At 69.0% G+C, this 8,459-nt stretch carries 7 protein-coding genes; 3 read left to right on the top strand and 4 right to left on the bottom strand.

Translation table 11 applies throughout. From position 1 onward, the window contains the following. Window positions 1-137: 137 nt before the first annotated feature. The 3 genes from EFE23_RS06725 to wecB all read left to right on the top strand — a co-directional run bounded on the left by EFE23_RS06725 (window position 138) and on the right by wecB (window position 4,143). Window positions 138-1,493 (top strand): O-antigen polymerase, encoded by a 1,356-nt coding sequence (locus EFE23_RS06725; protein WP_123240017.1) that lies wholly within the window; start codon window positions 138-140, stop codon window positions 1,491-1,493. A gap of 374 nt (window positions 1,494-1,867) precedes the next feature. Beyond that, window positions 1,868-2,995, top strand: a complete 1,128-nt coding sequence (locus EFE23_RS06720; protein ID WP_233600897.1) for a glycosyltransferase family 4 protein — start codon at window positions 1,868-1,870, stop codon at window positions 2,993-2,995. A gap of 65 nt (window positions 2,996-3,060) precedes the next feature. Next, window positions 3,061-4,143 carry a non-hydrolyzing UDP-N-acetylglucosamine 2-epimerase gene (gene wecB, locus EFE23_RS06715; protein ID WP_199736950.1) on the top strand — a complete coding sequence of 361 codons (1,083 nt, stop codon included), beginning with the start codon at window positions 3,061-3,063 and terminating at the stop codon, window positions 4,141-4,143. Here the strand turns inward: wecB and EFE23_RS06710 are convergent. The 4 genes from EFE23_RS06710 to EFE23_RS06695 all read right to left on the bottom strand — a co-directional run bounded on the left by EFE23_RS06710 (window position 4,136) and on the right by EFE23_RS06695 (window position 8,290). Continuing rightward, a complete protein-coding gene (locus EFE23_RS06710; protein ID WP_123240015.1) occupies window positions 4,136-5,221 on the bottom strand; it encodes an aspartate aminotransferase family protein in 1,086 nt (361 codons plus the stop codon). The two genes, wecB and EFE23_RS06710, sit on opposite strands and share 8 nt — an antisense overlap. Next, window positions 5,218-5,847, bottom strand: coding sequence for a sugar transferase (locus EFE23_RS06705; protein WP_199736949.1), 630 nt, complete (start codon window positions 5,845-5,847; stop codon window positions 5,218-5,220). The genes EFE23_RS06710 and EFE23_RS06705 overlap by 4 nt, the downstream gene beginning before the upstream one ends. 117 nt (window positions 5,848-5,964) lie before the next feature. Then, on the bottom strand, window positions 5,965-7,083 hold the full coding sequence (locus EFE23_RS06700) for a lipid II:glycine glycyltransferase FemX (RefSeq protein WP_123240013.1): 1,119 nt from the start codon (window positions 7,081-7,083) through the stop codon (window positions 5,965-5,967). A 31-nt stretch (window positions 7,084-7,114) separates the two neighbouring features. Then, complete coding sequence (locus tag EFE23_RS06695) at window positions 7,115-8,290, bottom strand: DegT/DnrJ/EryC1/StrS family aminotransferase (protein WP_123240012.1); 1,176 nt, start codon at window positions 8,288-8,290, stop codon at window positions 7,115-7,117. Window positions 8,291-8,459: the final 169 nt, after the last annotated feature.

Below are 8,459 nucleotides of genomic sequence, written 5' to 3'. Positions count from 1 at the left end.
CGCTACCTGATTGTCCAGAAGTCGCGCCGCGATCGCGTCGGGCGCAATTCCGGGTCGACTCCGTAACCGGAGCGGCTCCGGCCCGTTGCAGTTACGGCGGATTGGCGACGTGCTGGTCCGCCACCTGGGAGCCTCACATGTTGCTATTCTCGCTTGCCGTCTTCGCCTCCCTGGCGTTGATCGTCCGGTCCTGCGCCGGTCACTGGTTTCAGCCAGGCGCGATGTTCGCGGGATACTGGATGATCGCCTCCGCTCTCTCCGCCGCGTTCTATGGTCGCGAAACGACCTACCGGGCACTCATCTACATCGCGGTGGGCGTGGCCGCGTTCGGTCTGGGGTCGCTCGTTCTGACCTACACGCGACCACCGTTCCCCGGCCCAGTGGTTCGAACGTCCAACTCGGCACCGAGTGCGAGACAGGGAGGTCTGCTCTGGACGATCGCTGCCGGCACCGTGTCCGGGCTGGCTGCGGGCTTCCTGTCTGTTCGGACGAACGGCATCTCCATCGACAATCTTCTGTCGATTGAGGAGTTGCTCGACGCATCCCATCAGGTTGCCGTGGGCCGGTACGACAACCTTTTGGCGGCAAGTGCGAGCGGCAGCCAGCGTTGGGTTTCGGCGCTGCTGTCGATCACGTACTGCGCGGCGCTGTGTGCTCCGTTCCTTGCGCTCGCACGCGTTCGATTCCAGCGTGCCTGGATGCTCGCGCCGTTGGCGTCGTTGGTGATCTATGGATTTACGACCACCGCCCGGGCTGGCATGGTCTCCGGTGTCTTTCTCTGGTTCAGCGGGTATGTCGCGATGCGCATCATGAGGGACGGGCGGCCCCCCCGGATCACCGCCCGTGCCGTCGCCGGCACTGCCGGAGCGATGCTCGCGGTGACCGCCCTGTTCACCTTCATGGCATTCCTTCGGATCGGCACATTCGACGCCAGCACGGCGTCTATGGTCCGCAGTCGAGTGGCGGTTTACGCGCTCGGCTATCAGCCGGCCTTCTCTCAGTGGTTGGAACAGCGGGAGTGGGCGGACGAGAAGCAACTCGGGCTGGGCACTGCGTCAGTCGCCGGCGTCTCGTTGCTGACCGGCCAGAGCCGCAGGGACTTTCGTACCTACGACGAGTTCGTCGTCGTGGACGAGAGGGGCAGCAAGACCAATATCTACACCATGTTTCGAGGCGTGCTAATCGACTTCGGTCGAGCTGGGGGAGTACTGGTGCTTTTCCTCTTCGGTGCGGCGGCCGGCGCGGCCTATCGGGCCGTGATGTGGCACCGGTCCGCGACAGCGGCGGCGGTCCTTGCCGGCTGCTACAGCATCATCCTCTGGTCCAGCACGATCAGTATCATCCACTACTCGAACGTCTTGGCTGCAGTGGTCGGGGCGGCGCTGGTTCTCAATGTGGCGTTGCGGCCCCGCCCGGCACGGCACGTTCGACCTACGTCCCGTCAATTCGGTGCCGTGGCAGCCGGAGCCGGAGCCATGGGCCACCGGCGGTGACCGGCTCATTCGTCAGGATGCATGTCGAAGAGCTTCTCGCTCCGTCGCTATTTTCCTGGTGCCGCGTCCAACCGATGATGCTCGCCCGGCAGGCGGTCATGGTTTGAAACGGCTCTTGCCGAGGTGAAACAAGCTTTACTGCTGTTCGACCTGCGCTGAGTATTTTGAAAGACCGCGTAACCGCAGCTGGCGGCTGATACAACACCACTATTCGCCTTTCGGGCTCGGGGCCGGGCTCGCCGCGTGCCTCGTTCCCACATCGAGTCTGGAGCAGCCCACCGGATGGGAGCGCCGCAATGACGCAACGCAGAATCCTAGTTCTCAACCATTTCGCCGTGCCCCGGGACTGTCCGGGGGGTACCCGGCACGTCGAGTTGTTCGGCCGTCTGCCCGAGTGGTCGACCGTGATCATTACCGCGCGCCGCAACACAGCGGGCGGGCCGCCGCAGCGGGCCGAGCAGGGGTTCCTTCCGGTCGCCGTGACGCCGTACCAAGGCAACGGCCTCGGCCGGGTAATCAACTGGGCCAGCTTCGCCGTGACGGGGACGGTGGCCGGGCTACGGCAGCCCCGCCCCGATGTGGTGTACGCGTCCTCGCCCCACCTGCTGGCCGGTCTGTCCGGCTGGTTCGTGGCGGCGGCCAGGCGCGTGCCGTTCGTTCTCGAGGTCCGGGACCTGTGGCCGCGTGTGCTCGTCGACATGGGGAGGCTTACCGAAGCATCCCTGATGTACCGGGCGCTGGAGCGCTTGGAGCGGTTCCTGTACCGGCGCGCCCAGCGGGTGGTCATCATGGCGCCCGGTGTGCGGGCCGCGATCGAGAGCAAGGGTGCTGAGCCGGAAAAGATAGTCTTCATCCCCAACGGTGCCGATCCGGAGGACTTCACGCCCGGAGCCGAGCGCGACGAGCTGCGGCGACGGTACGGGTTCACCCGCCGCACCGCCGTCTACGCTGGAGCGCACGGCCCCGCGAACGGTCTGGACCTGTTGCTGGACGCGGCCAGGGCGGTACCTGACCTCGACGTGGTGCTCGTCGGTTCCGGTGTGGAGAAGGCGCGACTGCAGGCAGCGGCGCGCGACATCCGCAATGTGCGCTTCCTGGATCCGGTGCCGAAGACCGAGATCCCGGACCTCCTCCATGCGGCGGACATCGGCGTCCACGTACTCGCCGACGTCGAACTGTTCCGCGTCGGGGTCAGCCCCAACAAGGTGTTCGACTACCTGGCCGCCGGCCTGCCTGTCGTCACCAACAGTCCCGGTGTCGTCGGTGATCTCGTCATGGCGGCCGCCGCCGGGCACGTGGTCGCCCCGGGGAATCTGGCCCACGGTCTCGGCCAGTTGGCTCAGGCGAGCCCCGATGAGTTGGCGAAGATGGGCGCATCGGGCCGACGGTGGATTCAGCAGAACCAGTCTCGTACGGCCATGGCCCGCGCCCTGGGGGAACTCCTCGCCTCGCTGCTCGAAGATCCGGGTGCGACGCGTTGCCGACCGGATCGGCGCCGCTGAAGGGTCGTACCTGTCCGACCTGGGCGTGATGCCCACCGGTCAACGCTCACTCCGGGAGGAGACACATGTCAGCAGCCGCTGTCCTGCACGTCGCGGGCGCACGTCCGAACTTTCCCAAGGCGGCGCCGGTGATCCGTGCGCTCGATCGGCACGGTGTCCGGCAGCGCCTGGTCCACACGGGGCAACATTATGACGAGCGGATGTCGGAGGTCTTCTTCCGACAGTTGGGCCTGCCGGAGCCCGACGTCAATCTCGGCGTGGGTTCGGGGAGCCACGCGAGACAGACCGCGGACATCATGACCGGCTTGGAGGATTTGATGACCGCGGACCGGCCGGAGCTCGTGGTCGTCTACGGCGACGTCAACTCCGCGCTCGCCGCGGCGCTTGTCGGGGCGAAGTTGGAGATCCCGGTGGCGCACGTGGAAGCTGGTCTGCGCAGCTTCGACCGATCAATGCCGGAGGAGGTCAACCGCGTCATCGTCGACCGGGTGTCCGACGTGCTGTTCGCCACGAGCCCCGACGCTGCAGTGCACCTCGGAAACGAGGGAATTTCCGCGGACAGAATCCACCTCGTCGGCAATCCCATGATCGACACGCTCCTGGGCAATCTCGACCGCTTCGACATCGCCGGCATCCGTGCCGCCCTCACGCTTCCCGCCCGTTACGTCGTGGCGACCCTGCACCGACCGGCCAATGTCGACGATCCCGCCGGTGCAATCGACCTGGTCAAGGCCATGCACTCCGTTGCCGACGAGATTCCGGTCATCCTGCCGCTGCACCCCCGCGGGCGACGTCACCTCGAGAACGCGGGCCTGCTGTCGCATCGCGCGCTGCGCGTGGTCGAGCCGCTGGGCTACATCGAGTTCGTCAGCCTCGTCCGCGGCGCCGTGGCTGTCGTCACCGACTCCGGTGGGGTGCAGGAGGAGACGACGATGCTCGGGGTGCCATGCCTGACACTGCGGCCCAACACGGAACGGCCGATCACCATCACGCACGGCACCAACCGTCTTGTCACGCCGCAAGCGCTCGCGGAGGCTCTGTCCAGCGTTCTGGCCGTCGGGCGGCCCGCCACGTGGTGCACCCCGCCTTTGTGGGACGGCAGGGCCGGCGAACGCATTGCCGAGATCATCGCCGGCGTGCTCAGGTAGCCGCTACGGCTACCCCGTTACCCGGCACGGGCTGGTGGAGCACGCGGTCTTCGGTGATCGAGCGAGACGCCAGCTGCCGGATCGTCTCGTCGACCCGGTCGAGGTCCGCGTCGCTCCACCGGATGTCGGTGTGCAGAAAGAGCAGCCGCCGGGACAGGTCGAGCTGCCTTGGCGGGGTCACCTCGGGTGGAAGCGTCCACAGCACTGCGGGGTACACGCGGCGCTCGATCAGTCCCTGCCGTGTCGCGTCCCGCTGGGCTGCGCTGTCGAACTCCAGCACCAGGCCGAAGGTGCGGGCGTGCACCGTGATCCCGGGGAGGCCGCGCAGCCGGTCGCACAGGTGGTTCGCGTTGGCGATCCGCCGGCGGCGTAGTTCCGCCGCGGGCAGGACGTGCAGCGCCTGCCGCGAGTAGTCCGAGATGCCGCTGACCGTGGGGGACCGCAGCCCGGCCTCCGCCGCGGCGAACAGGTCCAGGTAGCCCGTCTTGTCGACGTCGGCGCCGTCCAGGTAGGCGCGCTTGAGGACCATGGCGGTGAGGGCCCGGCCGGCGGTGGCGAGGTGGTCCACGCCGGGTGGCGCCGCGGGCGGAAGCGGAAGGCCGCGCGGCGACCAGACCACGCCGCCGTCGGGCAGCGGCAGGGTCTTGCGGAGAGACGCGAAGACGAAGTCCACCGGCGTCTCGGTCGGCCAGTCCGCGATCGGGTCGTGCGTCACGTCGACGATCACCTGCGCCTTGCCGCTGGTCGGCACGATCGGCGCTTCCCCGAAGTAGGAAACGGTCACCACCGCCTCGCCGGTGTCCGCTGCCGGGGTGGCCTGCGGACCGAAGGGGCCCGCGTCGTACCGTCGCACCGGCAGCAGGTCGGCGACGCTCTCCACCACCTCCGGGCAGTAGAAGGCCGGCACGTGCAGCAGTCGCCAGCCGTACTCCCGGCGGCCGAGAGCGAGGAGCGCCCGGAGCGCCTGGCGGCCGGAGCCGTACAGCTGGTGTGCCGCCGGGAAACGGCACGCCTGCCCCTCGGCGGGGAGAATGGCGGGGAAGGACGAGCCCTGCTCCCACCGGTCGGGCACCGTCACGGAACGCGCTCCAGCACGGGTGGGACCAGTCCGACGTCGTCCACCTCCGCCAGCGTCTGGCCTCTGATCTCACCCCGCCGGAACGGCTCGGCCAGGGTACGCAGCAGGATCGCGAGGTCGAGCCTGAGCGACCAGGTGTCGATGTACTCCACGTCCAGGTCGAGCCGCTGTCCGAAGGTGAGCGACCGGCGGCCGCTGACCTGGGTGAGGCCGGTGATGCCGGGCCGCACCTCGTGCCGGCGGGCGTGGTGCGCACTGTACCGCGGCAGGTACTCCATCACGAGCGGGCGCGGGCCGACCAGGCTCATCCGGCCGGTGAGCACCAGGGCGAGCTCGGGCAGTTCGTCCAGGCTGGTGCGGCGCAGGAAGCGCCCCAGGCGGGTGGTGCGCACGTCGTCGGTGGTCCAGGGCTCCTCACCGGGGTGTGGGTCCCGCATGGTCCGGAACTTGACGAGGGTGAAGGGCTCGCCGTGCCGACCCGGCCGTACCTGGCGGAACAGCACCGGTCGTCCGTCGGTCACCAGGATCGCCACCGCGATCACCGCGATGATGGGGCTGAACAGCACCAGCAGGGATGCGGCGCCGACGATGTCCATGATCCTCTTGGCGCTTCTGGCCGATCCCACCACTCGCTCCATTCCCGCCGCCGAGCGGCGTGCAATGCCTGCTGTGCACCGCGCACGCGGTGCTTTCGTTTTAGCAGTTTTTGCGCGGTATATAAAGGATTTAGGCTATTTATCCGATTACGTCGGCCGAGCTGGTCCGGTTGATGGCTTCTGCGTGCCCGTCGGGAGGGGGTGCCGGTACTGCGGGAAGAAGTCCGCGCCGGCAGTCCACTCGGGGTCGCGCCGGTACGCCTCGGCGAGGTGTGCCCGGGTCAGTGCGTCGTACCGCTCGCGGTCGAGGACGCGGACTCCCGTGTGGTAGGTGACCAGGTTGTCCGGAGCGAAGGCCCGCTTGTAGCGGAAGATGCCGTCGTCCGGGGCATAGCCACCGCCGAGGATGAAGCGGGACCGGCCCTGCTGCCGCCCCCAGTGGAAGATCTCGAACTTGACCAGGTCGTTCGGGCGCAGGTCGAACGCCTCTTCATCCGTGCCGCCCAGGAACGAGTACATGTTCCTGCCGGACACCAGGACCAGTTCGGTCGAGACGATGCGGCCCTCGTGGCGGGCGTGAAAGAAGACCGCCTGGCCGGGCAGATCGCGCAGCAGTGTCCGGAAGAACTCCCGCGGGAAGTGGTAGGACTCCCCGGCGCTGCGGCGGTGCATCGTGGCGTAGTAGATGCGCAGGAAGTCGTCGAGTGCCGCGCCCGCCTCGTCGACCTCCACCGTCACCCCCTCGCGGCGGGCCCGGTTCACGTTCTTGCGGACCTTGTGGGCGAACTCTCGCCACATCTGTTCGGGCGGGGTGTCGAGGTCGCGCACCACGTTCACCAGCCGTGGCTGGACCTGTCCCGGGTAGGGAAGGAGTTGCTCCGGGTAGATGTGCAGCCGGCAGAACTCGCTGACCACCCGTCGCGAGCGGCAGAACTCGTCGAAGGCCAGCCAGAAGGCCTTGGCCTCGACCTCGTCCACGCCCTCCTGAAAGGGCCCACCGCTACCGCCGTACGGGCTGGCGATGTCGTAGGCCGGCGGTCCGCTGGCCGCCAGGTGCGGGGCGTCGATCGGGCGCAGCAGGAACGGGTAGAGGATGAAACCGTTGCGGGTGCGGGCGTACGCGGCCAGCGGCTCCTCCCGCTCGCGGGCGAACAGCCGCACGTAGCCGGGGTGCGCACACACCTCCCGCTCGGCCCACGCGTCGTGTGCCGCCCGCCACCGCGCCTCGTCCCGAGCGTCGCGGGCGTTCCAGATCTCGAGCTTCATCACCGCACCTGGGTTTTCGAATGGGGCAGGGTCATCGGCGGTCGAGGAAGTCGGCGATCGCGGCCGCCACCCGGTCCGCCTGGTGCTCGGTCATCCCCGAACCGCTGGGCAGGGTCAGGCCGTCGGCGAAGAGCCGCTCGGCGGCCCCGGAGAGCACCGCGTGCGCGCCGCTGAAGACCGGTTGCAGGTGCATCGGCTTCCACACCGGTCGGGTTTCGATGTTGCGGACGGCGAGGTGCCGGGCCAGGTCTGCGGCGCGCCAGCCGGCGTGCTCCGGGTCCACCACGATGCTGGTCAGCCAGCAGTTGGCGCCCGAGTCGTGGTCGGCGAGCAGGCGGACGCCGGGGGTGGCGGCGAAGAGCTTGGCGTACCGCTCCCGGTGGGCGCGCCGCCGGGCCAGCATGCCGTCCAGCCGGCGCAGCTGAGCCCGACCGAGCGCGGCGAGCAGGTTACTGAGCCGGTAGTTGTACCCGGTGTCGGTGTGCTCGTAGTGGACCACCGGCTGCCGGGCCTGGGTGGCCAGGTAACGGCAGCGGGCGACCAGGTCGGCGTCGTCGGAGACTAACATCCCGCCGCCCGAGGTGGTGATGATCTTGTTGCCGTTGAAGGACAGCACCGCGGCCCGGCCGAAGGAGCCGGCCGCCCGTCCGTTACGGACGGCGCCGAGCGCCTCCGCGGCGTCCTCCACCACGGGAACCCCGGCAGCCGCGCAGAGCGGCAGGATGCGGGCGTAGTCGGCGCAGGAGCCGAACATGTCCACCGGCAGCACCGCGGCCACCCGCCGGCCGGCCCGGCGCAGTTCGTCCAGCGTCCGGTCGAGCAGGTCCGGGTCGAGGTTGCCGGTCTCCGGCGTGCAGTCGACGAAGACCGGCTCGGCGCCGGCGTAGACGGCGGCGTTGGCGGTGGCGACGAAGGTCAGCGTTGGCACCACCACGACGTCACCGGGCAGTGTGCCGAGGGCGACCAGCGCCAGGTGCAGCCCGGCGGTGCCGGAGGCGAGAGCCACGGCGTGCTCCCGGCCCACCCGGGCGGCGACCTCCCGCTCGAACGCGTCGAGGTCCGGGCCGACCGGGGCGACCCAGCCGGAGCGCAGGGCGTTGAGTAGGTACGACTCCTCGAGCGGCCCGATGTCCGGTGGGGAGAGCAGCACTCGCCCGCCGTCCGTCGCGGCCGGCCATCCGCCGGTGTCCTGTTCGCGTACCGCCATGCCTGGCCCCCGGATGTCGGTGGGCACTCGGCCCGCCCCTCGCTTTCCCGAAGGTCAACGACGCAGGTCGACGACAGTGGTGCCTAGAAACGGACAAAGATGACGTTTCGCGTTTCTGGTGGGTTTCCGTCGCCTCTGCCGGTCCCCGGTCCCGCCCGGTACAGTGCTG

Source organism: Micromonospora solifontis (assembly GCF_003725545.1).
Taxonomy (GTDB): Bacteria; Actinomycetota; Actinomycetes; order Mycobacteriales; family Micromonosporaceae; genus Micromonospora; species Micromonospora solifontis.
The sequence above is the reverse complement of the archived record's forward strand: the minus strand, read 5'-3'. Positions and strand labels throughout refer to the sequence as shown.

Coding starts and splice junctions, on each gene's coding strand:
- EFE23_RS06725 (WP_123240017.1), top strand. CDS start 138: ATGTTGCTATTCTCGCTTGCCGTCTTCGCCTCCCTGGCGTTGATCGTC.
- wecB (WP_199736950.1), top strand. CDS start 3,061: ATGTCAGCAGCCGCTGTCCTGCACGTCGCGGGCGCACGTCCGAACTTT.
- EFE23_RS06700 (WP_123240013.1), bottom strand. CDS start 7,083: ATGAAGCTCGAGATCTGGAACGCCCGCGACGCTCGGGACGAGGCGCGG.
- EFE23_RS06695 (WP_123240012.1), bottom strand. CDS start 8,290: ATGGCGGTACGCGAACAGGACACCGGCGGATGGCCGGCCGCGACGGAC.